The organism is Streptomyces sp. NPDC038213 (genome assembly GCF_055600495.1).
Genome location: NZ_JBVJYM010000002.1, coordinates 295,651 through 321,566 on the forward strand (window position 1 = coordinate 295,651; position 25,916 = coordinate 321,566).

General features: G+C 74.9%; 22 protein-coding genes. 9 read left to right on the plus strand and 13 right to left on the minus strand.

The genetic code is table 11. The features are described 5' to 3' along the window. Positions 1 to 18: 18 nt before the first annotated feature. Entirely contained in the window at positions 19 to 600 is a 582-nt protein-coding gene (locus ACZ7JZ_RS04060; protein ID WP_470932921.1) for a GNAT family N-acetyltransferase, read from the plus strand. A gap of 24 nt (positions 601 to 624) precedes the next feature. Here the strand turns inward: ACZ7JZ_RS04060 and ACZ7JZ_RS04065 are convergent, their stop codons facing one another. From ACZ7JZ_RS04065 to ACZ7JZ_RS04080, 4 genes are all read right to left on the minus strand, one after another. After that, a complete protein-coding gene (locus ACZ7JZ_RS04065) occupies positions 625 to 1,623 on the minus strand; it encodes an SCO2278 family lipoprotein (RefSeq protein WP_470932923.1) in 999 nt (332 codons plus the stop codon). A gap of 63 nt (positions 1,624 to 1,686) precedes the next feature. After that, positions 1,687 to 2,568, minus strand: a complete 882-nt coding sequence (locus ACZ7JZ_RS04070) for a heme ABC transporter ATP-binding protein (protein ID WP_470932925.1) — start codon at positions 2,566 to 2,568, stop codon at positions 1,687 to 1,689. Next, positions 2,565 to 3,671 carry a FecCD family ABC transporter permease gene (locus ACZ7JZ_RS04075; protein ID WP_470932926.1) on the minus strand — a complete coding sequence of 369 codons (1,107 nt, stop codon included), beginning with the start codon at positions 3,669 to 3,671 and terminating at the stop codon, positions 2,565 to 2,567. Before ACZ7JZ_RS04075 ends, ACZ7JZ_RS04070 begins: the two co-directional genes overlap by 4 nt. Position 3,672: 1 nt before the next feature. Then, a complete protein-coding gene (locus ACZ7JZ_RS04080; protein ID WP_470932928.1) occupies positions 3,673 to 4,749 on the minus strand; it encodes a heme/hemin ABC transporter substrate-binding protein in 1,077 nt (358 codons plus the stop codon). A gap of 215 nt (positions 4,750 to 4,964) precedes the next feature. Here ACZ7JZ_RS04080 and ACZ7JZ_RS04085 point away from each other — a divergent pair, with 215 nt between their 5' ends. From ACZ7JZ_RS04085 to ACZ7JZ_RS04095, 3 genes are all read left to right on the plus strand, one after another. After that, positions 4,965 to 6,401 (plus strand): HtaA domain-containing protein, encoded by a 1,437-nt coding sequence (locus ACZ7JZ_RS04085; protein WP_470932930.1) that lies wholly within the window; start codon positions 4,965 to 4,967, stop codon positions 6,399 to 6,401. Between the two features lie 164 nt (positions 6,402 to 6,565). Beyond that, positions 6,566 to 8,089 (plus strand): HtaA domain-containing protein, encoded by a 1,524-nt coding sequence (locus tag ACZ7JZ_RS04090; protein ID WP_470932932.1) that lies wholly within the window; start codon positions 6,566 to 6,568, stop codon positions 8,087 to 8,089. Positions 8,090 to 8,112: 23 nt separating this feature from the next. Continuing rightward, a complete protein-coding gene (locus tag ACZ7JZ_RS04095; protein WP_470932934.1) occupies positions 8,113 to 8,859 on the plus strand; it encodes a PhzF family phenazine biosynthesis protein in 747 nt (248 codons plus the stop codon). 54 nt (positions 8,860 to 8,913) lie between these two features. On the opposite strand, the gene ACZ7JZ_RS04100 is transcribed toward ACZ7JZ_RS04095, so the two are convergent. After that, the gene (locus tag ACZ7JZ_RS04100) at positions 8,914 to 9,561 is read right to left on the minus strand and encodes a biliverdin-producing heme oxygenase (RefSeq protein ID WP_470932936.1); all 648 of its coding nucleotides are present in this window, start codon (positions 9,559 to 9,561) and stop codon (positions 8,914 to 8,916) included. A 184-nt stretch (positions 9,562 to 9,745) separates the two neighbouring features. Continuing rightward, positions 9,746 to 10,603, minus strand: a complete 858-nt coding sequence (map, locus tag ACZ7JZ_RS04105; RefSeq protein ID WP_470932938.1) for a type I methionyl aminopeptidase — start codon at positions 10,601 to 10,603, stop codon at positions 9,746 to 9,748. A gap of 71 nt (positions 10,604 to 10,674) precedes the next feature. Between map and ACZ7JZ_RS04110 the strand changes: the two genes are divergently transcribed. Continuing rightward, the gene (locus ACZ7JZ_RS04110) at positions 10,675 to 10,935 is read left to right on the plus strand and encodes a hypothetical protein (protein WP_470932940.1); all 261 of its coding nucleotides are present in this window, start codon (positions 10,675 to 10,677) and stop codon (positions 10,933 to 10,935) included. Between the two features lie 68 nt (positions 10,936 to 11,003). On the opposite strand, the gene ACZ7JZ_RS04115 is transcribed toward ACZ7JZ_RS04110, so the two are convergent. Next, a complete protein-coding gene (locus ACZ7JZ_RS04115) occupies positions 11,004 to 11,609 on the minus strand; it encodes a hypothetical protein (protein ID WP_470932942.1) in 606 nt (201 codons plus the stop codon). 86 nt (positions 11,610 to 11,695) lie between these two features. Between ACZ7JZ_RS04115 and npdG the strand changes: the two genes are divergently transcribed. Beyond that, positions 11,696 to 12,442, plus strand: coding sequence for an NADPH-dependent F420 reductase (gene npdG, locus ACZ7JZ_RS04120; protein WP_470932943.1), 747 nt, complete (start codon positions 11,696 to 11,698; stop codon positions 12,440 to 12,442). Positions 12,443 to 12,501: 59 nt separating this feature from the next. On the opposite strand, the gene ACZ7JZ_RS04125 is transcribed toward npdG, so the two are convergent. Continuing rightward, complete coding sequence (locus ACZ7JZ_RS04125) at positions 12,502 to 14,619, minus strand: TerD family protein (RefSeq protein ID WP_470932945.1); 2,118 nt, start codon at positions 14,617 to 14,619, stop codon at positions 12,502 to 12,504. Positions 14,620 to 14,854: 235 nt separating this feature from the next. On the opposite strand from ACZ7JZ_RS04125, the gene ACZ7JZ_RS04130 reads away from it, so the two are divergent. Next, positions 14,855 to 15,052 carry a hypothetical protein gene (locus tag ACZ7JZ_RS04130; protein WP_470932947.1) on the plus strand — a complete coding sequence of 66 codons (198 nt, stop codon included), beginning with the start codon at positions 14,855 to 14,857 and terminating at the stop codon, positions 15,050 to 15,052. Positions 15,053 to 15,085: 33 nt separating this feature from the next. Here ACZ7JZ_RS04130 and ACZ7JZ_RS04135 read toward each other — a convergent pair whose 3' ends face one another. Beyond that, complete coding sequence (locus ACZ7JZ_RS04135; protein WP_470933391.1) at positions 15,086 to 15,907, minus strand: site-2 protease family protein; 822 nt, start codon at positions 15,905 to 15,907, stop codon at positions 15,086 to 15,088. A gap of 62 nt (positions 15,908 to 15,969) precedes the next feature. On the opposite strand from ACZ7JZ_RS04135, the gene ACZ7JZ_RS04140 reads away from it, so the two are divergent. After that, positions 15,970 to 19,752 (plus strand): AfsR/SARP family transcriptional regulator, encoded by a 3,783-nt coding sequence (locus tag ACZ7JZ_RS04140; protein ID WP_470932949.1) that lies wholly within the window; start codon positions 15,970 to 15,972, stop codon positions 19,750 to 19,752. Between the two features lie 19 nt (positions 19,753 to 19,771). Here ACZ7JZ_RS04140 and ACZ7JZ_RS04145 read toward each other — a convergent pair whose 3' ends face one another. From ACZ7JZ_RS04145 to panB, 3 genes are all read right to left on the minus strand, one after another. After that, a complete protein-coding gene (locus tag ACZ7JZ_RS04145; protein ID WP_470932951.1) occupies positions 19,772 to 20,626 on the minus strand; it encodes an ABC transporter permease in 855 nt (284 codons plus the stop codon). After that, positions 20,623 to 21,642 (minus strand): ATP-binding cassette domain-containing protein, encoded by a 1,020-nt coding sequence (locus ACZ7JZ_RS04150; protein WP_470932953.1) that lies wholly within the window; start codon positions 21,640 to 21,642, stop codon positions 20,623 to 20,625. The genes ACZ7JZ_RS04145 and ACZ7JZ_RS04150 overlap by 4 nt, the downstream gene beginning before the upstream one ends. 170 nt (positions 21,643 to 21,812) lie before the next feature. After that, on the minus strand, positions 21,813 to 22,679 hold the full coding sequence (gene panB / locus ACZ7JZ_RS04155) for a 3-methyl-2-oxobutanoate hydroxymethyltransferase (RefSeq protein WP_470932955.1): 867 nt from the start codon (positions 22,677 to 22,679) through the stop codon (positions 21,813 to 21,815). 303 nt (positions 22,680 to 22,982) lie between these two features. Between panB and ACZ7JZ_RS04160 the strand changes: the two genes are divergently transcribed. Then, complete coding sequence (locus ACZ7JZ_RS04160) at positions 22,983 to 24,008, plus strand: endonuclease/exonuclease/phosphatase family protein (protein ID WP_470932957.1); 1,026 nt, start codon at positions 22,983 to 22,985, stop codon at positions 24,006 to 24,008. Between the two features lie 52 nt (positions 24,009 to 24,060). Here the strand turns inward: ACZ7JZ_RS04160 and ACZ7JZ_RS04165 are convergent, their stop codons facing one another. Beyond that, a complete protein-coding gene (locus tag ACZ7JZ_RS04165) occupies positions 24,061 to 25,821 on the minus strand; it encodes an NAD+ synthase (protein ID WP_470932959.1) in 1,761 nt (586 codons plus the stop codon). Positions 25,822 to 25,916 lie beyond the last annotated feature (95 nt).

A 25,916-nucleotide genomic window follows, 5' to 3' on the forward strand; every position in this document is an offset into this window, starting at 1 on the left:
GCCCGCGATACTGCGCCCATGCGCCTGCTGAGCTTCCCCGAGACCGACACCCCCGCCGGGCTGCGCGCGCAGGTGCTCGCGCTCCAGGACGAGGCCTGGCCCCCGCGGGACGGCACGCCCTCGGCGGGGCCCGGCCACGATCCGCTGCTGCATCCGCGCTCGCTGCTGCTGGTGGACGCCTCCGGGACCGTACTGGCCGCGCTGGACCTGCTGTTCAAGGAGCTGGAGCACGCCGGGCGGAGCTTCCGGGCGGCCGGGCTGAGCACGGTGGTGACCCGCAGGGCGGTGCGCGGGCGGGGGTACGGGCTGCGGCTGGTGACCGCCGCCCGGGAGCGGCTGGCCGGGGAGCCGGGGCTCGACCTCGGCCTGTTCACCTGCGACCGGGGGCTCGTGCCCTTCTACGAGGCGGCCGGCTGGTCGGAGCTGCCGGGCGCGGTGCTGGTCGGCGGCACCCGTGAGGACCCCCTCCCCAGCGATGCGCCCGGCTTCGGCAAGGCGGTGCTGGCGGAGTTCTTCTCCCCGGCGGCCGCGGCGGCCGGGGAGTCCTTCGCGCGCAGCCGCATCGGGCTGTACCCGGGGACGGTCGACCGCCTCTGGTAGCCGCCGGAATCCGGAGGAGACGGGCTAGCTGCCCTTGGCCGCGACGATCTGGGAGGTGCGGCCGAGGAAGGTGATCCGGGCCTCCGGGTCGGTGGCCGGCGGGACCACCACGAGGCCGACGGAGATCTTCTCCCGGATCAGCGTGTCCGAGAACGAGCCCGTCATGATCGCCTTCACGGCCGGGGAGATCGGGATCTGCGCGTCCCGGTCGGCCTTGTCCAGCTTCATCTGCTGGAAGGTGCGGGAGGCGAAGAAGGCCATGGCCCGGCCGTCCGCGGTGCGCAGCGCCACCGGGGCCCAGGTCCCGCTGTCGGCGGGCTGGTCGAGCCACTGGGTCGTGTACCCGGGGCGGTAGGCGTCGCGGGCGCGCACCGCCCGGCGGCCGGTGGTGTCGGTGCCCGGGGCGAACCCGTTGGGGACCCCGTCCGTGAGGTACTGCGCGTACCGCTTGCTGAGCTGGCCCGGGGCCAGGGACAGGTCGGAGGCGTCCAGCGGGACGGCCTCGGCGTTGCCGTCCGCGTCCTTGCGGAGCTCCGGCATCGTGCCGGGCTCCAGGGTCAGGACGTACGTGACCTTCCAGGGCTTGTCGGCGCCCTGCTTGTTGAAGACCAGGGCGACGCGGCGGGCCGCGTGCTCGGTGTTCTCGTCGCGGTTGGTGTCGGTGTCCGCGAGGAACCAGCGGGGCCAGCCCGTGTTCTTGGGTATCGCGAACTTGGCGTCGGTGAGCTCCAGCGGCTTGTACGCCGGATTGCCGCCGGGCTTGAGCACCTTGCTGGAGCGCAGGCTAGCGGAGCGCGAGTGCCCGTACGGGCCGTCGGCGGCGCTCTCGATCGCACCGGCGTCGTAGGCCGCCTCGGCCTTGTTGTACGCGGCCACGAACTCCTGGAGGGCCTTCGCGGCCTCGGCGGGGCTCGCCGCCGGTACCGGGGTCCTGTCCTCGGAACCCTTCGTGCACCCGCTCGCCGCCACGGTCAGCGCGGTCACCGCGGCCGCCAGCGCGACCGACTGCCTCACCCTGCTCATGCCTGTTCTCTTGCTCCTTCGCCCCCGTAGACGTCCGAACCCTACCGGGGCCGTCCTGAGCCGTCACGGGTGGGTGCGCACGGGCACCACCAGCGGCACCCCGGTGCGCGGGTGCGCGAGCACTTCGACGGGCTGCCGGTACACCTCGGAGAGCAGTTCCTCCCCGAACACCCCGGCGGGCGGCCCGTCCGCCGCGATGCGGCCCGCGTGCAGGACGGCCACCCGGTCGGCGTGGGCCGCGGCCAGCCCCAGGTCGTGCAGGACCACGACCACCCCGTCCCCGGCGGCGGCCCGCTCCCGGCAGATCCGCAGCACCAGCTCCTGGTGGCGCAGGTCCAGCGCGGCGGTCGGCTCGTCCAGGAGCAGCAGCGGGGCCCGCTGGGCCAGTACCCGGGCGAGCGCGACCCGGGCCCGCTCCCCGCCGGACAGGGCGGCGAAGGGCCGTGCGGCGAACTCCGTGACCTCGGCCGCGGCCATGGCCGACGCCACCGCCTCGTCGTCCGCCGCCTCCTCGTGCGTACCGGCCCAGGGGGCGCGGCCCATCCGGACCACCTCGCCCGCCGGGAACGGGAAGGACAGGGCGGCGGACTGCGGCAGCACGGCCCGGCGCAGGGCCAGCGCGGCGGCCGACCAGCGGTCCGCGGGCCGGCCGCCGACGAGGACCCCGCCGCGGTCGGCGGGCAGGTCGGCGGCGAGCGCGGCCAGCAGGGTGGACTTCCCGGCGCCGTTGGGCCCGACGAGGGCGAGCACCTCGCCGGCCCGTACGGCCAGGTCGATCCCGGCGAGCACCTCCCGGCCGCCGAGCCGCACGTGCAGCCCGCGGGCCTCGGCCAGGGTGTCCCCGGGGGCCGGGCGGGCCGGTACGGGGCGCCGGCGGGCGCGCGCGAGGCGGAGGCGGCCGGCGAGGGCCCGGGCGAGGAGGGGTCCGAACCGGCGGGACGTCATGCCCAGCCTCCCTGGCGGCGGCGGGTCCTGCGCAGCAGGAGGAAGAAGAAGGGGCTGCCGAAGAGCGCGGTCAGCACCCCGAGGGGCAGTTCGGCGGGCGGCGCCAGGGTGCGGGCCGCCAGGTCCCCGGCGAGCAGGACGACCGCGCCGGCGAGGGCGCCGGCGGGGACGAGGAAGCGGTGTCCGGGGCCGTTCGCCATCCGCAGCAGGTGCGGGACGAGCAGTCCGACGAAGGAGATGATCCCGGCCACGGCCACCGCGGCGGCGGTGAGCAGGGCCACGAGCAGCACCAGGACGAGCCGCAGCCGCTCCACGTCCACGCCCAGGTGCCGGGCCGGGCGCTCACCGAGGGCGAGCAGGTCCAGGCGGCGGGCGTGGAAGGGGGCGAGGAGCAGTCCGGCGAGGGCGCAGGGCAGGACGGCGAGCACCTTGGGCCAGGTGGCCTGGGCGAGGGAGCCGAGCTGCCAGAAGGCGATCTGGGTGATCTGGGCGTTGTCCGCGAAGAAGATGAACAGGCCGATCAGGGCGCCCGCGAAGGCGTTCACGGCGATGCCGGTGAGGATGAGGGTGACCACCTCCGTCTTCCCGCCGGAGCGCGAGAGCAGGTAGACGCCGGTCACGGTCAGCAGGCCGGAGACGAACGCGCAGGCCGTCACGGTCCAGTTGCCCAGGAAGGACAGGCCGAGGGCGATCGCGGCCACCGCCCCGACGGCGGCCCCGGCCGAGATGCCGATGACGCCGGGCTCGGCGAGCGGGTTGCCGAACACCCCCTGCATCAGGGCGCCCGCGCAGCCGAGGGAGGCGCCGACCAGCAGGGCCAGCACGATCCGCGGGAAGCGGACGTCCCACAGCACGCTCTCGGCCACCCGGTCCAGCGGGGCCCCGCCCAGGCCCAGGCGGTGGGCCGCCGAGCCGAGGACGTCGCCGGTGGGGATGGCGTAGGCGCCGAGTCCGGCGGAGAGCAGCACGAGCGCGGCGAGCGCGGCGAGGAGGCCGGCGGTCAGCCAGGCGGCGGTGCGGCGGGCGACGGCGGAGTGCGGGGCGGGGGCGGGGTCCGGGCGGGGCGACCGTACGGGGCGGGGGCGGTGGTCGGGGAGGGTCATCTCAGGCCCCGCCGCCGCGGTGGAGCTGGGCGATCAGGTCCGCGAGCACCCGGTCGGTGCGCGGCCCGTAGGAGAGCAGCACGCCGTCGTCGATGCTGAGGATCCGCCGGTCCCGGCCCGCCGGGGTCTGGGCCACGCCCGGGACCTCCACCAGCCCGTCCACCCCGCCCACGGACTCGAGCCCCTTGGCCATCACGAGGATCGCGTCCGGCGCCGCAGCGGCCAGGGCCTCGCTGGTCAGCGGGGTGAAGTCCTTGGTGAGCCCGGACTCCTTGCCCGCGTCCACCGCGCCCGCGGCCTCCAGCAGCGACGCGGCCCCGGAGTCCCGGCCGCCGAGCAGGTACACGGAGGCGGTGCCGCGCAGGTAGAGGAAGGCCACCCGGGGCTTCCCGGCCGGGGCGCCGGCCGGGATCCCCTCGCGGGCGGCCGCGATGCGCTCGGCGGTACGGCGGTTGAGGCGCTCCCCGGCCTCCGCGACCCCGAGGGCCGCCGCGACGGCGGCGATCCGCTTCGGTACGTCGTCCAGCGACTTGGCCGGGGGGAGCACGAGCAGCGGGATGCCCGCGTCGCGGATCTGGCCCACCGCCTCGGCCGGCCCGGAGGTGGTCTCGGCCAGCACCAGGGTCGGGCGCAGGGAGAGCACGCTTTCGGCGGAGACGTCGTGGGCGCGGGTCACCACCGGGAGGTCCGCGGCCTGCTCGAAGGTGGCGGTGATGTCCCGGGCGACGACCCTCCCGCCCAGCCCGAGGGTGTGGACCAGCTCGTTCAGGCTGCCGGACAGCGGCACGATCCGCTCCGCCGAGGCCACCGTGACCCGGGTGCCGTCGGCGGAGGCCACGGTGGCGGGGAGGACGGGGACGGGCGCGGGGGAGAGGGGTTCGACCCGGTCGGCGGCGCCCGTGGCCTGCTGCTGCGGGGCGCCGGCGGGTGCGCCCGGACCGCCTCCGCTGCCGCAGGCGGTGGCGGCGAGCGCCAGCGCGGCCAGCGCCGCCGCGAAGCGGGGGAGGCGGGGGAGGCGGGCAGAGCGGGCAGATCGGGTGGGGCGGGGTGGGCGGGGTGAGGCCGCGGCCGTGGGCACGTGGGCACCGTCCTGTCGTCCGAGGGGGTTCCGGCCGGAGTTCCGAGCGGAGTTCCGGTTGGGCTCCCGGCCGGGCTGCGGTCCGCAACTGTGCCCGGCAGGCCGGCCGGACTGCGGGCGGGTCCCGGCGGCAGGTCCGTCCGAGGGGCCCTCCCGGCGAAGGTGAGTTTAGGTTAGCCTAACCTTACTCGCCAGACCTCGGAGGGGACTTTCCCATGCCCGCACGACCTGTCCGCGCCCTCGCCGCCGCCGTGTTCGCGGTCCTGCTGGCCGCCCCGCTGCCCGCGGCCGGCGCCCGGGCCGCGGACCGCGCGGCGCCGGCCCCGCGCGCGGTGGCGGCGGAGCGCACGGTCAAGGGCGGCCGCCTCGACTGGGGCCTGAAGTCCTCCTTCCAGTCCTACGTCACCGGACCCGTCGCCCAGGGCTCCTTCCGGCTGCGGGGCGGGGCCGCCACCGTCGGCGGCAGCCAGTTCCGCTTCCACTCGGCGAGGGGTGCGTACGACCCGGCCACCGGCGCCTTCGAGGCCGCCTTCACCGGCGGGGTGCAGTTCCGCGGCCACCGGATGCCCTCCGGCGCCCACGAGTTGGACCTGACCGTCGAGAACCCCGTCGTGCGCATCACCGGCGGCCGCGGCACCCTGTACGCCGATGTCACCAGCCGCCCCAGGGGCGGCGGCGCGCCCGCCACGAGCCGGGGCGTCCCCTTCGCCGCCCTCGGCCTCTCCGGCATCGACATGAGGGGCGGCGGCAGCCCGGTCGCCCTCGTCTCGGTCCCCGCCACGCTGACCCCGCAGGGCGCCAGGTCCTTCGCCGGGTACTACGGGGCCGGGGCCGCGCTCGACCCCGTCAGCCTCTCCGTGGACGTGGTCGACCGGGCCGGGGGCGGGCCCTCCGCCGAGCCCGCCCCCACCGGCGGGGCCGCCGCTCCCGCCGGTGCCTTCGCCGACGGCGCCGTCGACTGGGGCGTGCGCCGCACCTTCCGCGAGTACGTCGGCGGATCCGTCGGCCGGGGCCGCTGGGAGCTGGCCGAGGGGGCCCGGGACGGCGGGGCGCTGTTCCGCTTCCCCCGCGGAAAGGGCACGTACGACCCGGCCGCGGCCCGGCTGGAGGGCTCCTTCGCCGGGGTGCTCCGGTTCACCGGCGCCCACCTCGACCTGGCCTTCGCCCGCCCCTCCGTCCGGATCGCGGGCGGCAGGGGCACCCTGCTGGCCGACGTCACCGCCTCCGGTACGACGACCAGGGCGGTCCCGCTCGTCACCTTCGAGGCCGGGGGCCTGACGGCGGCGGGCGGGCTGGCCGTCCTCACGGAGGCGCCCGCCGCCCTGACCGCGGACGGCTCCCGGGTCTTCGGGTCCCTGTACAAGGCGGGCACCGAGATGGACCCCGTCTCCCTGGCCGTGGCCCTCGTACCGGGCACCGCCCTGCCCGCCCTGCCGGACCTCGGCACCGCCCCCTCCGCCCCGGCCTCCCCTTCTGCTTCCGCCTCTTCCTCCGCTCCGGCCTCCGGACCGGCCCCCTCCGCCCCCGCGGCCGAGGGCTCCGGGGGCTCCCGCGCCGGGCTGTCCGCGGGCCTGGCCCTGGGGCTCGTACTCCTCGCCGGGCCGGCCGTCCTGCTGGTCCGGCGGCGCCGCCGCGGGCCGGCCGGCACCTGAGCCCCCCGGACCCTCCCCGAGCCCGCGCACCCGCGCTGGCCCCCCCCGATCCGGTCCGCAGGCCCCCCGGCCCGCGAACCGCGCGGCCCGGTTCCCCCGGCCGGGCCGCACCCCCGCCTCCCACCTGTCCCCCCGCCCCCGTCCCGCCCCAGGAGATCCCTGTCATGCGCACCTCACGAACCCCCGGCACCGCCTCGCTGGCGGCCGCGGCCGCCGTGCTGACCGCCGCCGCCCTCGGCACCACGTCCCTCGTCGTACCCGCCCTCGCCGCCGGTCCCGGCAGCGCCGCGGCGCCCGCGGCCCGCCCCCCGATGAAGATCGCCGACGGCACTCTCGACTGGGGCGTGGTCAAGCGCTACCGCGACTACGTCACCGGCATGGCCCGCGGCACCATCACCGTCTCCGACGGCGCCGCCAAGAACGCCGACGGCACCTTCCGCTTCCACAGGGCCTCCGGCCAGTACGACCCCACCACCCACGTCCTGACCGCCGCTTTCAAGGGCAGCGTGACCTTCGCCTCCACCGCCCACGGGTTCGAGGTCAAGCTCGCAGACTTCCGCTTCGACTCGGGCAGCAAGCAGCTGACCGCCGACGTCACCAAGAACGGCGCCACCACCCAGGACGTCCCGCTCGCCACCGCCGCCGTCACCGGCCCGAGCCTGGAGAAGCTGCCCACCACCCTCACCAAGCAGGCCGCGGAGCAGCTCGGCGGCCCGTACGAGGGGATCGCCGGCGACCCGCTGACCGCCGCCGTCACCTTCGAGACCCCGAAGCCGACCCCGACGCCCACCGCGAAGCCCACGCCGACCGCGAAGCCGACCCCCACGGCGAAGCCCACCCCGACGGCCAAGCCCACGGCGACCGCCAAGCCCGCGCCCACCAAGACCCCGACCCCCGCGCCGACCGCGACCAGGCCCCCGGCCGGAGCCGCCAAGATCCTGGACGGCAAGGCGACCTGGGGCCTGAAGGAGTCCTTCCGCCGGTACGTCCAGAGCGGCGGCAAGGTCACCCCGTCCGGCGGCGCGGTCAAGAACGGCCAGGTCTTCGACTTCAAGCCCGGCGCGGGCACCCTCGACCTCGGCGCCAAGAAGCTGAAGGGCTCCTTCAAGGGCGCGCTGCGCTTCTCGTACCCGGGCCACGGCATCGACATGACCTTCGGCAACGTGCGCGTCGACACCAAGGGCGCGGCCGGGACCCTGGTCCTCGACGTGAAGACCCCCGCCGGCACCAAGAAGGACGTCCCCTTCGCCACCCTCGACCTCTCCCGGGCCGTCTACCAGACCAAGAACGGCGTCCTGACCTTCACGTCCGTCCCCGCCGCCTTCACCGCCGCAGGCGCCGCCGTCTTCGCCAACGGCACCACCGGCTCCCTGTACAAGAAGGGCGACCCGGTGGACCCGGTCACCCTCTCCGTCTCCGTGAAGAAGGACGCGGCCCTGCCCGCGGCCCCCGGCGGCACCGCGGGCGGCGGTACGGCCGGCACCTCCGGCGGCAGCGAGGGCGGCACGGCGGGCGGCTCCGCGTCCGGCGGCGGCACGGTGGGCGGCGGCTCGGCCGGCGGCAACCTCGCCGAGACCGGCGCCGAACTCCCCGCGGGCCGGCTCCTGGCCGCCGCGGCCCTGACCGTGGGCGCCGGCGCGGCCGTGGTCTTCGCCACCCGCCAGCGCCGCATCCCCGCCCCGGCCTGACCCGGCCGTGCTTCAATGCCCGCGTGAATGATCTGGACGTACTCAGGGTGTTCTGTGCGGGCGACGGCCGCCACGGCAATCTGCTGGGCGTCGTACGGGACGGGCGCGCCTGTCCCGACGAGGCCTCGCGGCAGGCGCTCACGGCCGAACTGGGCTTCAGCGAGACGGTGTTCGTCGACGACCCCGAGCGCGGGGTCGTCGACATCCGCACGCCCGGGCACCGGCTGCCCTTCGCGGGGCACCCGCTGGTCGGGGTGGCCTGGCTGCTGGACGTCGAGGAGCTCAACCCGCCCGTCGGCGGGGTCTGGGCGCGCGACGACGGCGAGTTCACCTGGATCACCGTCCGCGCCGAGTGGGCGCAGGGCAAGCGGACCCGGCAGTACGCGAGCGCGGCCGAGGTGGACGCCCTGCCCGCGCCGCCGCCCGGCGAGGGCTGGCTCTACGCCTGGGCCTGGGAGGACGAGGCCGCCGGCCGGGTGCGCGCCCGCGGCTTCCCGCGCCGCCCGCACACCTGCGGGGGCGACGGCGGCTCCTGTACGGGGGGCTGCCCCGGCGCCCTCGTCGAGGACGAGGCCACGGGCTCGGCGGCGCTGCTGCTGACCGTGGAGCTGGGCCGCGCCCTGAACATCACCCAGGGCGCGGGCTCGCAGATCCTCACGGCACCCGGCCCCGGCGGCACGGTCGAGATCGGCGGCCGGGTGCGGTTCGCCCCGGCGGCGGAGTCGGCCGCCGCGGGGCGCCGGCTGGAGGAAGGTTTCGCCGGGCGCTGAGCCTTCGGTGCCCGCCGCCCGCCGCCCGGTGCCCGGCGGGTGCGGTCCGCGCGGCTACGCGCTCAGCGGGAACTGCTCGCCCAGCTCGCGGAAGACGGCCCCGTTGAAGTCGAAGGCGCGCTTGCACTCGTCCACGATCCGCTGCTTCTCCAGGTCGTCGACCGGGATCGCGTCGAGCAGCTCGCGGTACGTGCGCTTGAAGGCGGCCGGGTTGCCCACGGCCTCGAACACGTAGAAGCGCACCCCGTCGCCCTTGCGCTCGAATCCCCAGGTCCGCTCGGCCTTGTCCCGGATGATCTGGCCGCCGGAGAGGTCGCCCAGGTACCGGGTGTAGTGGTGGGCGATGTACCCGCCGGGCCAGGTGGCCGCGCACTCGGCGACCCGCGCCGCGTACGCCTCCGTGGCCGGCAGCGGGACCAGGCCCGCGCGCCAGTCGGGGCCGCGCAGGTGCGCGAGGTCGCGCTCCAGCTCGGCGACGCGCATCAGCTCGGGCTGGATGAAGGGCCCGGCCACCGGGTCCCCGCGCAGGGCGTCCGCCGCGTCCTCCAGGGCCCGGTACACGAACCACAGCTGCTCTGTGTAGCGGGCGTACGCGTCCACGCCGAGCCGTCCGCCGAGCAGGTGGGACATGAACGGAGAGGTCTCGGCCTCGGTGTGCTGCTCGTGCGAGGCGACGCGGATGACCGTAGAGAAGGCGTCCAAGACGGACCTCCAGGGACCGGTGGGGAGGGGACGGGCGGGTCGGGCGTGACGGCAGCGCAGGGCGGGCCGCCACGCCCGATCCTCCTACTTAGGCATACCTAAGTCAATGTGTTCCCGACGTGCTGTCGGTAAAGCTGTCGGAAACCTTCCCGACGTGCTGTCGGTAAATCGTCCCTTCCTCACGCTAAGGGAGCGTGAGGACCTCCGCACCCGAGTCGGTGACGACGAGCGTGTGCTCGAACTGGGCCGTCCGCTTGCGGTCCTTGGTGACCACGGTCCAGCCGTCCTCCCACATGTCGTACTCGTGGGTGCCCAGGGTCAGCATCGGCTCGATGGTGAAGGTCATGCCGGGCTGCATGACGGTGGTCGCGTGCGGGCTGTCGTAGTGGGGGATGATCAGCCCGGAGTGGAAGGCCGTGCTGATGCCGTGCCCGGTGAAGTCCCGTACGACGCCGTAGCCGAAGCGCTTCGCGTACGACTCGATGACCCGGCCGATGACGTTGATCTGGCGGCCCGGGCGGACCGCCTTGATGGCGCGGTTGAGGGACTCGCGGGTGCGCTCGACCAGCAGGCGCGACTCCTCGTCCACGTCCCCGCACAGGTACGTGGCGTTGTTGTCCCCGTGCACCCCGCCGATGTACGCCGTGACGTCGAGGTTCACGATGTCGCCGTCGCGCAGGACGGTGGAGTCGGGGATGCCGTGGCAGATGACCTCGTTGACCGAGGCGCAGAGCGACTTCGGGAAGCCGCGGTAGCCGAGGGTGGAGGGGTAGGCACCGTGGTCGCACATGTACTCGTGCGCGACCCGGTCCAGCTCGTCGGTGGTGACCCCCGGGGCGATCAGCTTCGCGGCCTCCTCCATCGCCTGCGCGGCGATCCGGCCCGCGGTGCGCATCGCCTCGACGGTCTCGGCCGACTGCACCTCCGGTCCGGTGTAGGGAGCGGGCCCCGGCTTGCCCACGTACTCGGGGCGGCGGATCTTGGCGGGGACGGAACGGGCGGGGGAGAGCTCCCCTGGTACGAGCAGCGACTGGCCAGACATGCATGCGAGTGTATCCAGCGCGGATCGGGCAGCATGGCGGCAGAGAGACGGCCGCGGAAGGGGAAGCGCAGATGGCCCTGTTCAAGAAGCGCCAGGAGGGCAAACCGGGCGAGTGGTACTACTGCCTCGTCCACAAGAAGGTCGAGGAGGGGCCCGAATGCCCCGCCAAGGACCGCTTCGGCCCGTACGAGACCCCCGAGGAGGCCACCCGCGCCATGCAGACGGCCCAGGACCGCAACCTCGAATGGGACACGGACCCGAAGTGGCACGACAAGCGCGGCGGCGAAGGCGCCGGGGGCGGAGACGCCGGGGACACGGGTACGGCTACCTGAGCGGCCGGGCTGCCTGAGCGGTCTGGCGGCCGGACGGGCGCGCCGGACCCCGCCCCTCCCCGCCCCGCCTACCAGCGGCCGGCCGTCGGCGGGGCCGCCAGCCGGTCGGCCAGCCGGGAGAGCCGGTCCCGGAAGCGCCGCGGGGAGCGCTGCGGGGGCGGGGAGTTCTCCCCGGCGGCCGCGCTGACCAGGTGCTGCACGGTGTCGAGGTCGGGGCCGGCGTCCCCGGCCACGGACAGCGCGTCGTGCGCCAGGCCCCGCAGGTCGGGGCCCCCGCCGTCCAGGGACAGCACGGTCGCCCCGGCCCGCCGGGCGTCGTGCACCCGCTCCAGCAGCCCGCCGTCCGGCTCCCCGGGGGCCACGACGAGCAGGGTCTCCCCGCGCCGGGCCGCCTCCAGCCGCCCGAGCCCCACGGACAGGTGCGGCGGCTCCCCGGCCCGCACCCGGTGGCGCACCAGCGTCGGCGCCAGCCCGGGCAGCCCCGACCAGGCCGCCTCGTCCACCAGGTGCGCCGCCAGGTGCCAGGGCTCGTACTCCTCGGTGCCCACCAGCAGCAGCCCGCCGCCCGCGGGCGCCACGGAGGCCCGCAGCCCGCCCGCGAACCGGCGCACGGCCCCCGGCCACTCGGTCCCGGCGAGCACCTCGCGCAGCAGCGCCACCCGTACGGCATCCATGGACCGGCATCCTGCCCGCCCCGCGCCCGCCCGGGGGAACGCCCGTAGCTCCTTCACCCGTTCGGCCGCACCAGTAGGGTCGGCCCATGACATCCACTGACAGCACCGCCCCCGCGGCCCCCGCGGCCGCCCCTGCCGCTGCGCCGCAGGCCAAGGCGCCCGCACGGGACCCGTGGGACCTCCCCGACGTCTCGGGCCTGGTCGTCGGGGTCCTCGGCGGCACCGGCGACCAGGGCCGCGGCCTCGCCTACCGGCTGGCCCGGGCCGGCCAGAAGGTGGTCATCGGCTCGCGGGCCGCCGACCGCGCCCGCACCGCCGCCGAGGAGCTGGGCCTCGGCATCGAGGGCGCCGACAACGCCGCATGCGCCCGCCGCAGCGACATCGTGATCATCGCCGTCCCGTGGGAGGGCCACGCCGCCACCCTCACCGACCTGCGCGAGGACCTCGTCGGCAAGCTCGTCGTCGACTGCGTCAACCCCCTCGGCTTCGACAAGCAGGGCGCGTACGCCCTCAAGCCCGAGGAGGGCAGCGCCGCCCAGCAGGCCGCGGCCCTGCTCCCCGACTCCCGGGTCACCGCGGCCTTCCACCACCTCTCGGCGGTCCTGCTCCAGGACGCGTCGGTCGAGGAGATCGACACCGACGTCATGGTCCTGGGCGAGTCCCGCGCCGACACCGACCTGGTCCAGGCCCTGGCCCAGCGCATCCCCGGCATGCGCGGGGTCTTCGCCGGCCGCCTGCGCAACGCCCACCAGGTCGAGGCCCTGGTAGCCAACCTGATCTCCGTGAACCGCCGCTACAAGGCCCACGCGGGCCTGCGCACCACGGACGTCTGAGGCCCGGCACCCGGGCGGCCCGCCGCAGGACCCTGCCTGCGGCAGGCCGCCGACCGGGCTCAGCCCCGCCGGGCGGGCCGCCGGATCCCCGCCTCCACATGCGCCACGACGCCCTGGTAGAAGCGGTCCACCGCGTCGTCGACGCTCCGGATGAAGCCGGACTCGGACGTACCGCGGGCATTGCCCATCCCCTTGAGCAGCGTCAGCCGGAACCCGGTGATCGCAGCCCCGTCCTTCGGCAGGAGGTCGCCCGGTTCGGGGCGCAGCCGCTCGAGGGTGCCCCGCGGCCCGTTTCCGGCCTCCACCAGGCTCTGGACGTGCAGATCGGCGGGGGCGTCGGCAAGCGCCCGGACCAGCCGCTTGGCCGCGGTCAGGGGGTACGAGCCGCCGGGCGCGGGGATGTCGGTCGAGGTGCGGAGCCGGCCAGTGCGGAGGTCGGCCGTCACCGTGATCACGCTGTTCGTGCCGTCGATCCGCACCTCCGCGGACAGCCGGCCTTCCGAGCAGAGGCGCTCCGCGGCGGCGATGCGCCGGGCCGATGGGCTGCTGCCCTTCCTCGACCGCTGTACGGGCAGGGCCTTCTGGCCCAGCTCGCCGCCCAGGCGCAGGCAGACCTGGCGGATGAGCCGCTCCCAGTTCTCCACGACCTCGACCGCGCGCGGGTCGCCCTGGGCCAGGGTCTCGTCTTCGATTCCCCTGCGTACGGGGACCCAGGCGGAGCCCATGTTCTGGAAGCCGTGGCATCCCGAGTTCTCGTGCTGCAGGTAGGCGAGCAGCTCCTGGAGCAGCCAGGCGTGCGCGGCATTGCCCACGCCCTCGTGCCGGATCAGCATCTGGGCCTGGTGGGCCACCTCGGCCCAGGAGATGTGCCAGAGGCCGACCTTGTGCTTGCGCCGGCCGTCTACTTTGACGTTGACCATCGGCGCGCCCTCGAGGGCGACGTCGTTCGAGACGCTGATGACCGCCTCGTACCCGCGGCGGGCGGCTATGTCCATGTACTGCTGGAGCTGCTCCGCCTTCAGCGCGCTCCCGTTCGTCTTCGTCTCGACCAGGGCGGTCCACAGCCTGCCCGCCCGCTCGACCCGGATGACCCCGTCGGGCCGCCTGGGGCTGTCCCCGTGCGGCAGCGAGACCTCGGTGAAGGTCTGCATCCGCCCCGCCGGGGCACCGAAACCCGCGGTCAGGCGGCGGCCGAACTCCGGCACCTGGGCCATGACGGACAGGAGGACCGAGGTCGCCCGCACTTCGCGGTCCCGGTCGCTCTTGAGTGAGGGAGCGGGGAAGAGCAGGGCGTGGCGCCAGGATTCGTTCTCGGCCAGGGACTTGGGGGCAGCACGCGACAGGGTGATCTTCTTCCGGGTGGTCCGGGGATTGCGCCCCCGCGTCTGCGCGGGCACGGCCGCCGGTACGACAGCGGCAGTGTCCTTCCCCCCTACCGACACCGCCACTGCCACTGCCCCTGCCGGGGCGGGAGTCCCGGCGGGGCTGGTGGCCGCGGCGGGGGCGCCGTTCGGGCCGGAGGGCGCAGAGGTTCCCGTCTCGCCTGCCGGGGGAAGCACCGAGGTCGGCGCGCCGGCCTCGATGACCGCGTCCTCAGGCCCGTCCGAGCCGTCGGGCTCGCCCGCGTCGGCATCGTCCACGACCGTGATCCCGAAGTCGGTGGCCAGACCAGCGAGCCCGGTCTCGTAGCCCTGGCCCACGGCCCGGAACTTCCAGGTACCGCCGCGGCGGTAGAGCTCGCCGAAGATGAAGGCCGATTCCACGCTCGCATCGTGGATCGAGAAGCCGAGCAGGGCCTCACCGGACCGGTCCGCAACCGTCATGCGGAGGTCTTCGAGGTCTCCGAAGCGGGCTCCGCCGTACTGGCTGGCGGCGATCACGACCCGCTCGACATCGGGGGGCATGGCCGAGAGGTCCACACTGATGCGGTCCTCGTCGCCGTCCTCCGTCGGCGTCTTGCCGAGCAGCTGCACGCTGCCGTCGGCGGCCGCGGGGTTGTTGTAGAAGTAGAAGTCGCCTTCACTGCGCACCTTGCCGTCCGGTGCCAGGAGCAGCACCGAGACGTCGGCGTCGCCGGCCCCCGACGCGCTGGTCCAGCTCAGGCTGACGACGACCGCTTCTGCGTTGTCGCTCAGGGCGTCCAGGCTTACGTTTGCGCCCTTCGGAATTTCCTGCATGATCCCCCACTCGCGTGATTCGGGCCGCGGAGTGTGACGTGCGTTACGTCCCCGTCGGAACCGTAACGCCCAAGGGCGGAGGAGATCACCGGAACGGGATATCGGCCCGATATGTCGACAGGGGGATCCATTCGGGACGGAAGGCGGATCCCGGGGCCTTTACGGGATCCCTGCGGGGCATGGGGGACACTGGGAGGGCAGAACTGAGCCGTCCGCCCGCTAGGAGCCCTTCCCCATGCCCCGCCTCGCCGTGTTCGCCATCGTCGTCTGTGCCCTTGCCGTGGCCGCGGCGGTCGTCGCCTTCGTGGAGGGCAGCTTCCTCGGGATCGTGTGGGTGCTGCTCGCCGGCCTGTCCTCGAACATGGCCTGGTACTACCTGCGCAAGGCGAAGGCCGCGAAGGCCGCGGCCGCGGGGCCGTCCGTCACGGGCTGACGGGCCCGCGGGCCGACCGGCCGGCCGCCGGCCTCAGCGGCCGGCCAGGCAGAGTTCGTGTGCCGACTGCCAGAAGGTGTAGAGGTTGCGCCCGCAGTACGCCTCCGGCTCCGTGACCCCGAGGGCGCCCAGGATCCCGTACACCGCGTCGAAGAAGAGCGCGTTGACCTCCGGGATCAGCAGGACCACGAAGACGCCGAGCAGCCCGAAGGGCGCGTACGGCTCGACCTGGCGGCGCACGCGGTACGACAGCCAGGGCTCGATCACCCCGTAGCCGTCCAGTCCCGGAACCGGCAGGAAGTTCAGGATCGCCGCCGTGACCTGGAGCAGAGCCAGGAAGGCCAGGGCGTAGCGGAACGGCGCCGGTACGCCGTCCAGCGTGCCCAGCCAGAACGGCGCCGTGCAGACCAGGGCGAAGAGCACGTTGGTCAGCGGGCCCGCGGCCGAGATCAGGCTGTGCTTCCAGCGCCCCCGGATCCGGCCCCGCTCGATGAACACCGCCCCGCCCGGCAGGCCGATCCCGCCCATGATCACGAAGACCACGGGCAGCACGATGCTCAGCAGGGCGTGCGTGTAGGCGAGCGGATTGAGCGTCAGGTAGCCCTTCGCGCCGACCGTGATGTCCCCGCTGTGCAGGGCGGTGCGCGCGTGCGCGTACTCGTGCAGGCACAGCGAGACCACCCACGCCGAGGTGACGAAGAGGAACACGGCGAACTCCGTGCTCGACGCGAACCCCGTCCACACCGCCCAGCCGGTGACGGCCATCACCGCCACGATCCCCAGGAACACGGGGCTCACCCGCCGGTCGCTCCCGCGCCGCGCCGTCCGCCCGGCGGTCCCGCCCCTGTCATCCATGCCGCTCATGCCGCCGAATTTAACCGAGCGGCCCAGCGGCGCGCTGCGGTGACAATGGATCGGTGCGTTACGCGATCCTCGGCACCACCCACGTCACCGGAACCGACGGCAGCAGCCTGCCCGTCGGCGGGCCGCGCCTGCGCGCCCTCCTCACCGCCCTCGCGGCCCGCCCCGGCCGGGCGCTCCCCGCGGAGTCGCTCGTCGAGGAGGTCTGGGCCGGGGACCCGCCGGCCGATGCCGCGGCCGCACTGCAGGCGCTGGTCGGCCGGCTCCGGCGGGCCATCGGGCGCGGGGCGGTGGAATCCGTCGGGGGCGGCTACCGCCTCGCCGCCGACCGCGAGGACGTGGACCTCTTCCGCTTCGAGCGGCTCGCCGCCGAAGGGGCCCGGGCCCTGGCCGGGGGCCGCCCGGAGCGCGCCGCGGAGCTGTACGGGGACGCGCTCGCGCTGTGGCGCGGGCCCGCCCTCGCCGACCTGCCCGACCGGGCCGCGGCCGCGGCCCGCTGGGACGCGGTACGGCACGACGCCCGCCGGGGGCGGCTCGCGGCCCGGCTCGCGGCGGGCGAACCGGCGCGGGTGCTGCCCGAGCTGACCGCGCTGTGCGCCGAGCACCCCCTCGACGAACCCCTCCAGGTACTGCGGATCAGGGCCCTGCGGGACGCGGGCAGGCCCGCCGAGGCCCTGCACGCCTACGAGTCCGTACGGTCGGAGCTCGCCGACCGCCTCGGCACCGACCCCGGCCCGGCCCTGCGCAGCCTCCACACCGAACTGCTGAACCCCGCGGAGCCGGAGGCGGAGAGCGGGGAGGGCCGGGAGGCCGGGGACGCCCGGCGGGCCGGGCACGGCCCTGCCCCGCACCGGGGGGCCGCCGCGCCCGGGGCCGGGGCCCGGGACGGGTCTGAGGAGCCGTCCGCCGCCGTCCGCGGGTCCGCGGATCCGGCGGGCGGGGCGACGGCCGGGCGGCCCGTACCCGGCGCGGAAGCGGAGGGGGAGGCGGCCGCGCGGGGGAACCTGCGGGCCCGGCTGACCACCTTCGTCGGGCGCGAGGCCGATATCGCCGTCATCGGGGAGGACCTGCGCCGGGCCCGACTGGTGACCCTGCTCGGCCCCGGGGGTGCGGGCAAGACCCGCCTGTCCCAGGAGGCCGCCGAGGCCCTGGCCGGCACCGCGGGGATCGCCGGCCCCTTCAGCGCGGCCGGTGTCGCCCGCGCGGCCGGGACCGCGGGTGCCGCGGGGACCGCCGGCATCGCAGGCGCCGCTCACGCGGCGGCCCCGGCCGGCGCTGCGGGCACCGGCCCGTCCGCCGTCCCGGGCGGGCCCGCCGGGCCCGGCCGGGGTGCGGACGCGGTCCCGTACCCGGCCCCGCCCGCACCCCCGTCTGCCGTCCCCGCCGCCGTCGTCCCCGCCGTCCCCGCCCCCGACTGGGCCGACGGGGTCTGGCTGGCCGAGCTCGCGCCGGTGGACGATCCGCAGGACGTGCCCGAGGCCGTGATCACCGCGCTCGGCTTCCGCAGCCGCCGCGGTGCGGCGAGCGAGGAGCTGCGGGCCCTCACCGACCGGCACGGCGACGACCCCCTCGCCCGGCTGGTCGACTACTGCGCCCGCCGCCGGATGCTCCTGATCCTCGACAACTGCGAGCACGTCATCGGCGCCGCCGCCCGGCTCGCCGAGGAGCTCCTCGCCGCCTGCCCCGGCGTACAGATCCTCGCGACCAGCCGCGAACCCCTCGGCGTACCCGGTGAGACCCTGCGCCCGGTCGGCCCGCTGCCCGCCCCGATGGCCCTGCGGCTGCTCGCCGACCGCGGGGCCGCCGCCCGCCCCGGGTTCAGCGTCGACCCCGCGGCCGCCGGACCCGACGCCGCCGCCGCGGCGGCCGAGATCTGCCGACGGCTCGACGGGCTGCCCCTCGCCATCGAACTGGCCGCCGCCCGGCTGCGGCTGCTGACCCCGCGCCAGATCGCCGACCGCCTCGACGACCGGTTCCGGCTGCTCACCAGCGGCAGCCGGACCGTGCTGCCCCGCCAGCAGACCCTGCGGGCCGTCGTGGACTGGTCCTGGGACCTGCTGGACGAGTCCGAACGGGCCGTGCTCGCCCGCCTGTCGGTCTTCGCGGGCGGCTGCGACCTCGCCGCCGCCGAGGCCGTGTGCGCCGACGGGAAGCTCCTCGACCCGCTCGACGTGGCCGACGTGCTCGGTTCGCTCGTGGACAAGTCCCTGGTCGTCGCCGCGGCCGGGCCCGCCGAGTCCGACGGGATGCGCTACCGGCTCCTGGAGACCGTCGCCGAGTACGCCGCCGAGCGCCTGGCCGAATCCGCGGCGGAGGCGGGTACGGACGGCGGGGCGGAAAGCGGGGGACCCGGCGCCGCCCGGGCCGCCGCCGAGCAGCGCCACCTCGTCCACTACCGCGAACTCGCCCGCCGCAGCGAACCCCTCCTGCGCGGCCGCACCCAGCGCGCCACCACCCGCACCCTGCGCGCCGAGCACGAGAACCTGCGCACCGCCCTGCGCCGGGCCGCCGCCGCGGGCGCCGAGCAGGAGGTGATGTGCATGCTGCACGCCCTGTGCTGGTACTGGTACGTCGACGACCTCCGCTCCGAGGCCCGGCACTGGTCGAGCGTGGCCGCCGAGCTGGGCCCCGACCCCTTCGCGGCCCCGGCCGCCCCCGCGCCCCCGATCCTGGAGCGGATCGTGGACACGCCCCCGCCGTACACCGGCGAGCTGCTGACCGAGGGCCGCCGCGGGATCCGGCTGATGCAGCTGGCCTCCGTGGACCAGTCCACCGCCGAGTGGAAGACCCCCGAGTTCGACGCGCGCATCGAGGGGATGGTCGCCGCCTACCGGCCGGGCCTGCCCCAGACCTGCTCCTTCCCCGGGGGGCTGTGGATCTACGCCGTGATGATCTCGGGGCGCAGCGGGCTGCTCGCCGAACTGCTCGACGGCACCGTCGCCGCCTGCCGGGAGCTCGGCCGGACCTGGGACCTCGCCATGATCCTCCAGCTGCGGGCCAACGTCCGCGCCAACCTCCCCGAACTGGCCGGGGACGCGACCCGGGACGCCGAGGAGAGCCTCGCCCTCTTCGAGGCGCTGGGCGACGACTGGGGCTGCGCCGAGGCCCTGTCGGCCCGCGGCGAGGCCCGGGAGCGGGCGGGCGAGTACCCGGGGGCCGCCGCCGACTTCCGGGCCGCCGTCGGGTACGCCCGCAAGCTGGGCGCCGAGGCCCAGGTGACCGTGCTACGGGTCCGGCTGGCCGGGGTGCTCGCCGAGAACGGCGAGGGCGAGGAGGCGGAGGAGATCCTCTGGGAGGTCGTGAACGCCGTGAGGCAGTTCGGCAACGAGGCCATGCCGATCGCCCGGATCTTCCTCGCCGTCCGGCTGGCCCGCACCGGCCGGGTCGCCGAGGGGCGCGAGCACCTCCAGCGCCTGCGTGAGGAGTTCGCCTTCGGCGCGTACGCCATCTTCGACGGCTTCCTGCTCGGCACCCTGGCCTGGATCGACAATCTGGCCGGGAACCACGAGCAGGCCCTGGAGGCGGCGCGCGGGGCCCTGGAGAGCGCCGGGGACCCGCTGGTGTGCATCGTCGCCCCCCAGATGCCCGTCATGTGCCTGCTGAACGCGGCCGACGCGCTGGCCGGGCTCGGCGGGGAGCAGCAGGTCCGGGACGCGGCCCGGCTGCTGGGCGCCTACCGGGCCCTGCTGCCCCCGGCGCACTTCGCCGTCACCACCGAGCGGGAGGCCTACGCCCGGGCGGCGGCCCTGGCCGAGGCGGCGCTCGGGGAGGCCGCGTACCGCCAGGCGTACGCCGAGGGCGGCGGCCTCACGCTGGAGGAGGCCGCCGCCCTGGTGTGACCGGGGCGGCGGCCGCCCGTCAGGTCTTCTTGCGGAACTTGCGGATGGCGAGCGGGGCCGTCACCGCCGTGATCAGCACCGTCCAGCCGAGGGTCATCCACACGGAGTGGGCGACCGGACCGCCGTTGATGAGGTTGCGGGCCGCGTCGGCCAGGTTGGACAGCGGGTTGTAGTCCGTGAAGCTCTGGAGCCAGCCCGGCATCGAGGAGGGCGGGCTGAAGATCGAGCTGCCGAACTGGAGCGGCATCAGGACCAGCATCGCCACGCCCTGGACCGCCTGGGCGGTCTTCATCGTCAGGCCGAGCAGGATGAAGATCCACATCAGCGAGGCGCCGAACACCATGGACAGGCCGACCGCGGCGAACAGGTCCAGCACCGAGGTCTTGATCTCCAGGCCCAGCAGGAAGCCCATGCCGAGCAGGATGGCCGTGGCGATCAGCATCCGGCCGATCTCGACCACGATCTTCGCGATGAGGACCGAGGAGCGGGCGATCGGCATGGACCGGAACCGGTCCATCACGCCCTTCTGGAAGTCCTCGTTCACGCCCGTGCCCACCGCCATGGCGATGTTCAGGCCCATCATCGCCATCATGCCGGGCACGAGGTAGTTGACGTACGCGTCCTGGTTGCCCTTGCCCGCGATCGCGCCACCGAAGACGTACACGAACAGCAGGATGAAGACGATGGGCATCAGGACGACCTCGAAGATGGACTCCGGGTTCGCCTTGATCTGCAGCGCGTTGCGCCGGGACAGGGCGCCGATGTGGCGCAGGTTGGCCCGCAGGCCGATCCGGCCCTCGCCGGCCGGGGCCGGGCGGGCCGCGCCGGCGGTCGCGGCGGGGCTTCCGGCGGGCTTCGTGGTGACGGTGCTCATGCCGCGACCTCCTCGGTCTCTTCGGTGCGGGCGGTCTCCTCGGAGGCCGGCCGCTGGCCGGTGATGGAGAGGAAGACCTCGTCCAGGCTGGGCAGGTACGTGCTCACGTCGGCGATGCCGTACCCGCGGGCGGCCAGCAGGCCGACGACGGCCGTCAGCTGCTCGTCGCTGAGGATGGGGACCAGCAGCGTCCCGTCGTCCGGGACGGCCTGCGAGCCGGCGGGCCCGTCCAGGCCGGCCTCGGCGAGCGCACGGGCCATGTCCGGCAGGTCGGAGGCCGCGGCCGGGCGCACCCGCAGGGTGCGGCCGCCCACGCGGGCCTTCAGCTCGTCCACCTTGCCGCTGGCGATGACCTTGCCGCGGTCGATGACCGTCAGCTCGCTGGCGAGCTGCTCGGCCTCCTCCATGTACTGCGTGGTCAGCAGGACGGTCGCGCCCTCGGCCACCAGGCGGTGCACCTCGTCCCAGACCTCGTTGCGCGTGCGCGGGTCGAGGCCGGTGGTGGGCTCGTCCAGGTAGATCACGGCCGGGTTCCCGATCAGGGAGGCCGCGAGGTCCAGCCGGCGCCGCATGCCGCCGGAGTACATCCCGGAGACCTTCTTCGCCGCGTCGGTCAGGGAGAAGCGCTCCAGCATCTCGTCCGCGCGGCGGCGGGCGTCCTTGCGGGAGAGGTCGAGCAGCCGCCCGATCATGTACAGGTTCTCCCAGCCCGACAGCCGCTCGTCCACGGAGGCGTACTGGCCGGTCAGGCCGATGGAGCGGCGCAGCTGGCGGGGCTGGCGGACCACGTCGTACCCGGCGACGACGGCGCGCCCGGCGTCCGGGGTGATCAGCGTGGACAGGCAGCGCACCAGGGTGGTCTTGCCGGCCCCGTTGGGCCCCAGCACCCCGAGGACCGTGCCCTCGCGGACGTCGAGGTCCACTCCGTCCAGGGCCTTGGTCTCGCCGTAGTGCTTGACCAGACCCCGGACCTCCACGGCGAGGCCGCCGCCGGGGTTCTCTTCGATTCGCGTCATGCCCCCAAGGAGAGCACCCGCCACTGACAACGCCCCTACAGACTGCCGACAGCCCGCCGACAGCCCGCAGACGACCGGGCGTACGGCCTCCCGGAACGGGCCGGAGCCCGCCCCATGAGGGGACGGGCTCCGGCTGAGTCCAGCAGACCCCGGCACACTCCGAGTGCGGCTCAGTGGAAGCTGTGCTCCTCCTGCGGGAACGATCCGCCCCGCACGTCCTGCGCGAAGGCCTTCGCGGCGTCGCCCATGGTCTGGCGGAGGTTCGCGTACTGCTTCACGAAGCGCGGCAGCTTCCCGGCGGTCAGCCCCATCATGTCCGTCCACACCAGCACCTGCGCGTCGCAGTCCGCGCCCGCGCCGATGCCGACGGTCGGGATGTGCAGCGAGCGGGTCACCTCGGCGGCCAGCTCGGCCGGCACCAGCTCCAGGACCACCGCGAAGGCGCCCGCGTCCTGCGCGGCCTTCGCGTCCCGCAGCAGGCGGTGCGCGTCCTCGTCGGAGCGGCCCTGCACCCGGTAGCCCATGGCGTTCACGGACTGCGGGGTCAGGCCCAGGTGGGACATGACCGGGATCCCGGACTCGACGATCAGCTCGGTCTGGCGCAGCGAGCGCTCACCGCCCTCCAGCTTGACGGCACCCACCCCCGCCTCCTTGACCAGGCGCGTCGCACTGCGCAGGGCCTGTACGGGCCCCTCCTGGTACGAGCCGAAGGGCAGGTCCCCGACGATCAGGGAGCGCTTGGTGCCCCGGACCACGGCGGCGGACAGCAGGGTCATCTCGTCGAGCGTCACCGGGACGGTCGTGTCGTAGCCCAGGTGACAGTTGCCCATGGAGTCGCCGACCAGGATCACGGGGATCCCGGACTCGTCGAACACGGAGGCGGTCATCGCGTCGTAGGCGGTCAGCATCGCCCACTTCTCGCCGCGCTCCTTGGCGGATCCCAGGTCGCGGATCGTGAGGCGGCGGTTCGTCACCCCTCCGTAGAGGGAAGAGCCACTGGTACCGGCTTCGCGGGCAGGCGAAACGGCATGCGTCATTGCAAAGCTCCTTCGTCATCTCGAGGCACCCTGACGGCGTCCCCGGACTCACCACCCATGGTGGCACCTCGGGGGCGAAAGCGGGAAGGCGAAGGAGCGGCGGGCGGCGCGCGGGCTCGTACGCGGGGGGCACATCCGTGCGGAGCCGCTCGAATATGCGCGTTTCGTTACAAGAGGAACCGCATTCACCACATGATCCGTCCTCGTGGCCGAACGGCCGTGCAGGACGGCACGCAAGGCGCTGATCATCGCCTAGGGTCGAGGGGCGGGACGGTGCGCAGGCAAGGCAGTGAGGACAGTGGCATGGCACAGGCGTACATGACGGAGACGGGGAACGGCGGCTCGGGAGACGAGCCCACCGGATCCCGCATCCGGCGCCGGTTCGCCGAGCTGCGCCGCGACCCCGGCATCTGGCGCCGCGGGATCGTCACCGGCGCCGTGGCGGCGCTGATCGCCCTCGTGATGGTCTTCCACGCCCAGCTCCCGAACACCGTGGGCAACCTGGGCAGCCTCATCGAGACCTTCCTGCCCTGGTTCGGCCTGTTCGTGCCGGTCCTCCTCGGCATCGGTCTGCTGCGCCGCTCCGCGACCGCGGTGATCGCCGTCGGGGTGCTCGCCGCCGTGTGGGTGAGCTTCTTCGGCGGGCTGGTCACCGACAAGTCCGGAGCGGGCGGCAACCTCACCGTCGCCACGCACAACGTGGACGCCGACAACCCCGACCAGCAGGGCACCGCCGCCAGGATCGCGGAGTTCGGGGCCGACGTGCTCGCGCTCACCGAGCTGAAGGCGGGCGCCGTACCGGTCTACTCGCGGGTCCTGGGGAAGACGTACAAGTACCACTCCGTCGAGGGCACCGTCGGCGTCTGGAGCAAGTACCCGCTGCGGGCCTCCGGGCCCGTGGACATCAAGATGGGCTGGACCCGCGCCATGCGCACCACGGTCACCACCCCGGAGGGCCCGGTGGCCGTGTACGTCGCCCACCTGCCCTCCGTACGGGTCAAGCTCAACGCCGGCTTCACCGCCAACCAGCGCGACAACAGCGCCGACGCCCTCGGCCACGCCCTCGCCGCCGAGCCCCTGGAGCGGGTCGTCCTCCTCGGCGACCTCAACGGCACCATGAACGACCGCGCGCTGTCCCCGGTGACCTCCCAGATGCGCTCCACGCAGGGCGCGGCGGGCGACGGCTTCGGCTTCACCTGGCCCGCGCAGTTCCCGATGGCCCGGATCGACCAGATCATGGTCCGCGGGATCACCCCCGAGGCCTCCTGGACCCTGCCGCGCACGGGCAGCGACCACCTGCCGATCGGGGCCCTGCTGACCGTGGAGTAGCGGGCCGGGGCCGCCGGGCGGGCGCCCGCGACCCGGCCCCGCCTCCCGCCGGCTACGCCCCCTCGCGCCAGCCGTTCGTCACCGGCAGCCGGCGGTCCTTCCCGAAGCCCTTCGCGGAGATCTTCGTACCCGGCGGGTACTGGCGCCGCTTGTACTCCGCGGTGTCCACCATCCGCAGGGTCCGGGCCACCAGCTCCCGGTCGAACCCGGCCGCCACGATCTGCTCCAGCCCCTGGTCGCGGTCCACGTACAGGTCCAGTACGGCGTCCAGCACCGGGTAGTCCGGCAGCGAGTCCGTGTCCACCTGGCCCGGCCGCAGCTCGGCGCTCGGCGGCTTGGAGATCGAGTTCTCCGGGATCGGCGGGACCTCGCCGCGCTCGGCGGCGGCCCGGTTGCGCCAGCGGGCCAGCCGGAAGACGTCCGACTTGTACACGTCCTTGATCGGCCCGTACGCGCCGACGGAGTCCCCGTACAGGGTGGAGTAGCCCACCGCCAGCTCGGACTTGTTGCCCGGGGCCAGGACGAGGTGGCCCTCCTGGTTGGAGACGGCCATCAGCAGGGTGCCGCGCAGCCGGGACTGGAGGTTCTCCTCGGCGAGGCCGGTCAGGCCGAGGGCGCCCATGTACGCGTCGAACATGGGGGCGATGGGGACCGTGCGCAGGTGCAGCCCGGTGCGCCGGGCCAGTTCGGCCGCGTCCCCGCGCGAGTGCTCCGAGGAGTACTTCGAGGGCATCGAGATGCCGTGCACGTTCGCCGGGCCCAGGGCGTCGCAGGCCACGGCCGCCACGAGCGCCGAGTCGATGCCGCCGGAGAGCCCGATCAGGACGGACCGGAAGCCGTTCTTGCGGACGTACGCGCGCAGGCCCGTGACCAGCGCCTCGTACACCTCCGCATCGTCCTCCAGGCGGTCGGCGTACCCGCCGGTGACCACGGGCTCGTAGGGCGGCAGCGGATCGGCGGAGAGCACGACGCGGTCGATGCGCAGCCCGTCGTCCACCGGGCTGCCGGTGTCGTCCGGGTCCGCGGCGGCGGCGGGCAGGTCGAGGTCGACCAGGACGCAGCCCTCGGCGAACTGCGGGGCCCGGGCGATCACCCCGCCGTCCTTGTCCACGACGATCGAGTCCCCGTCGAAGACCAGCTCGTCCTGGCCGCCGGTCATCGCCACGTACGCGAGGGCGCAGCCGGCCTCCTGGGCCCGCTTGCGGACCAGTTCGAGGCGTACGTCGTCCTTGTTGCGCTCGTAAGGGGAGGCGTTGAGGGAGACCAGCAGGCCCGCACCGGCGGCGCGGGTGGCCGGGACGCGGCCGCCGTCCTGCCAGAGGTCCTCGCAGATGGCGAGGGCCACGTCCACGCCGTGCACGCGGACGACCGGCTGGGTGTCGCCCGGCACGAAGTACCGGAACTCGTCGAACACCCCGTAGTTCGGCAGGTGGTGCTTGGCGAAGCGCAGGACGACCGCGCCGCGGTGCAGGACCGCGCCCGCGTTCTGCGGGGAGCCGGCGGGGCGGCCGAGGCGGGGGCGGTCGGCGTCCGAGCGGTCGAGGTAGCCGAGGACCACGGGGACCTCCCCGAGCCCTTCGGCCGCGAGGCGGCCGGCGAGGGCGTGCAGGGCGGAGCGGGAGCCCTCGACGAAGGACGCGCGCAGTGCGAGGTCCTCGACGGGGTAGCCGGTCAGCACCATCTCGGGGAACGCCACCAGGTGGGCCCCCTGGTCGGCGGCGTGCCGGGTCCAGTGGACGACCGAGTCGCAGTTCGCGGCGATGTCGCCGACGTGGGAGTCGATCTGATTCAGCGCGAGGCGTAGTTGAGGCACGAGGCCACTCTAATCGTCTCTCTGACGCAATGTCCCCCGCCCGCCGGACTCCGTCCGCTGCGCGGGGCCTTTTCCCCCACCCCGCCCCTTCCCGA

Coding starts and splice junctions, on each gene's coding strand:
- ACZ7JZ_RS04160 (WP_470932957.1), top strand. CDS start 22,983: ATGGCACAGGCGTACATGACGGAGACGGGGAACGGCGGCTCGGGAGAC.
- ACZ7JZ_RS04115 (WP_470932942.1), bottom strand. CDS start 11,609: ATGGATGCCGTACGGGTGGCGCTGCTGCGCGAGGTGCTCGCCGGGACC.
- ACZ7JZ_RS04145 (WP_470932951.1), bottom strand. CDS start 20,626: ATGAGCACCGTCACCACGAAGCCCGCCGGAAGCCCCGCCGCGACCGCC.
- ACZ7JZ_RS04110 (WP_470932940.1), top strand. CDS start 10,675: ATGGCCCTGTTCAAGAAGCGCCAGGAGGGCAAACCGGGCGAGTGGTAC.
- ACZ7JZ_RS04150 (WP_470932953.1), bottom strand. CDS start 21,642: ATGACGCGAATCGAAGAGAACCCCGGCGGCGGCCTCGCCGTGGAGGTC.
- ACZ7JZ_RS04125 (WP_470932945.1), bottom strand. CDS start 14,619: ATGCAGGAAATTCCGAAGGGCGCAAACGTAAGCCTGGACGCCCTGAGC.
- ACZ7JZ_RS04130 (WP_470932947.1), top strand. CDS start 14,855: ATGCCCCGCCTCGCCGTGTTCGCCATCGTCGTCTGTGCCCTTGCCGTG.
- ACZ7JZ_RS04085 (WP_470932930.1), top strand. CDS start 4,965: ATGCCCGCACGACCTGTCCGCGCCCTCGCCGCCGCCGTGTTCGCGGTC.
- ACZ7JZ_RS04070 (WP_470932925.1), bottom strand. CDS start 2,568: ATGACGTCCCGCCGGTTCGGACCCCTCCTCGCCCGGGCCCTCGCCGGC.
- map (WP_470932938.1), bottom strand. CDS start 10,603: ATGTCTGGCCAGTCGCTGCTCGTACCAGGGGAGCTCTCCCCCGCCCGT.
- panB (WP_470932955.1), bottom strand. CDS start 22,679: ATGACGCATGCCGTTTCGCCTGCCCGCGAAGCCGGTACCAGTGGCTCT.
- ACZ7JZ_RS04075 (WP_470932926.1), bottom strand. CDS start 3,671: ATGACCCTCCCCGACCACCGCCCCCGCCCCGTACGGTCGCCCCGCCCG.
- ACZ7JZ_RS04060 (WP_470932921.1), top strand. CDS start 19: ATGCGCCTGCTGAGCTTCCCCGAGACCGACACCCCCGCCGGGCTGCGC.
- ACZ7JZ_RS04135 (WP_470933391.1), bottom strand. CDS start 15,907: ATGGATGACAGGGGCGGGACCGCCGGGCGGACGGCGCGGCGCGGGAGC.
- ACZ7JZ_RS04090 (WP_470932932.1), top strand. CDS start 6,566: ATGCGCACCTCACGAACCCCCGGCACCGCCTCGCTGGCGGCCGCGGCC.
- npdG (WP_470932943.1), top strand. CDS start 11,696: ATGACATCCACTGACAGCACCGCCCCCGCGGCCCCCGCGGCCGCCCCT.
- ACZ7JZ_RS04065 (WP_470932923.1), bottom strand. CDS start 1,623: ATGAGCAGGGTGAGGCAGTCGGTCGCGCTGGCGGCCGCGGTGACCGCG.